This window comes from Aequorivita aurantiaca, assembly GCF_030410135.1.
Lineage (GTDB): Bacteria > Bacteroidota > Bacteroidia > Flavobacteriales > Flavobacteriaceae > Aequorivita > Aequorivita aurantiaca.
This window is the reverse complement of record NZ_JAUGQQ010000032.1, coordinates 1-1,241: the sequence shown is the minus strand read 5'-3', so window position 1 is coordinate 1,241 and position 1,241 is coordinate 1. Positions and strand designations below refer to the sequence as shown.

Annotated in this window: 1 protein-coding gene and 1 pseudogene; both read right to left on the bottom strand. The window is 61.6% G+C overall.

The window, feature by feature from the left end; genetic code table 11:
• Window positions 1-1,076, bottom strand: a 1,076-nt coding sequence (locus QRD02_RS14265) for an HYR domain-containing protein (RefSeq protein WP_290255635.1), incomplete at its 3' end; no start/stop codon positions are given.
• Between the two features lie 36 nt (window positions 1,077-1,112).
• Window positions 1,113-1,229, bottom strand: a pseudogene (locus QRD02_RS14460) (HYR domain-containing protein); the annotation flags it as partial.
• Window positions 1,230-1,241 lie beyond the last annotated feature (12 nt).

Sequence of the window (1,241 nt, the reverse complement as noted above, 5' to 3'; positions counted from 1 at the left end):
CTCTCCAGCTCAAGGTTCTGGGGGTTCCCAACGTTCAGGAGGTGCTTGGTCGGCACCGGATAAAGCGAAACGCTTCCCAGGTCCTGCGCAGGCCCTCCCGCGCCAAGTACTGTGTCAACGATCAGCTCGAACCCACAGCTGCCCACGTTGCCGTACTGGTCGGTTGCCGTTAGCGTGATGGTATAGGTCCCGTCGGGAAGTGCGGTTCCCGGCGCCGGATCCTGGCCGGTGATGGTTATCGGATCGGTACAGTTGTCGGTGGCCGTTGCCGCTCCCGTCCCGAAATAATCCGGAAGAATATAGAACAGGTTGCCGGCCCCCGGATCCACGGTCTGGTCCGCTGGACAGGTAACCACCGGTGCAAGGGCATCCACTACGGTTACCGTTGCGGTGCAGGTGGCAAGGTTGCCGTTGCTGTCCTGGCTGAACACCTGTACGGTCACCGGGGTACCGATGTCCGCACAGCTGAACTGGGTGATGTCCACCGCGGTGGTGAGTATGCCACAGGCATCATCGTTGCTCGCTATCACGTCGCTCGGGTCCAGGGTGGCGGTACCGTCCTGGCCAAGCTCCAGCGTAAAGTCCCGGCACACCAGCGCGGGCGCGGTGTTGTCCTCCACCGTCACGATGGCGGTACAGCTGGCCGCGTTCCCGTTCACGTCGGTAACGGTAAGGGTCACGGTATTGTCGCCGATGTTCGAGCAGTCGAAGGTATCGATGTCGAGCCCATAGCCCGCGATGCCACAGGCGTCGGTACTGCCGTTGTCGATATCCGTTCCGGCAATGGTGAAGGTGCCCGTCACCGGGTCAAGCTCCACGGTTATGTTCCGGCAGGCCACCACCGGGGCGGTCACGTCCTCCACCGTTACGATGGCGGTGCAGGAGGAAACGTTCCCGTTCACGTCGGTCACGGACAGGGTCACGTTGTTGTCGCCCACGTGGGAGCAGTCAAAGGTATCCATATCGATGCTGATGGAGGCCACCCCGCACTGGTCGGTGCTGCCGCCGTCCACATCGGCCGCCGCAATGGTGGCGTTGCCGTTGGCATCAAGCTGTACGGTTATGTTCTGGCACACGGCCACGGGGGCCTCGTTGTCGGTAACGGTAACGGTAAAGCTGCAAGTGCTGGTGTTTCCGTTCACATCGGTGGCCGTAAACTCAATGGTGCTTACGCCCACGGGAAACTGGCTGCCCGAGGGAAGTCCCGCGGTCTGTACAACAGTGTCAATCCCGCAATTGTC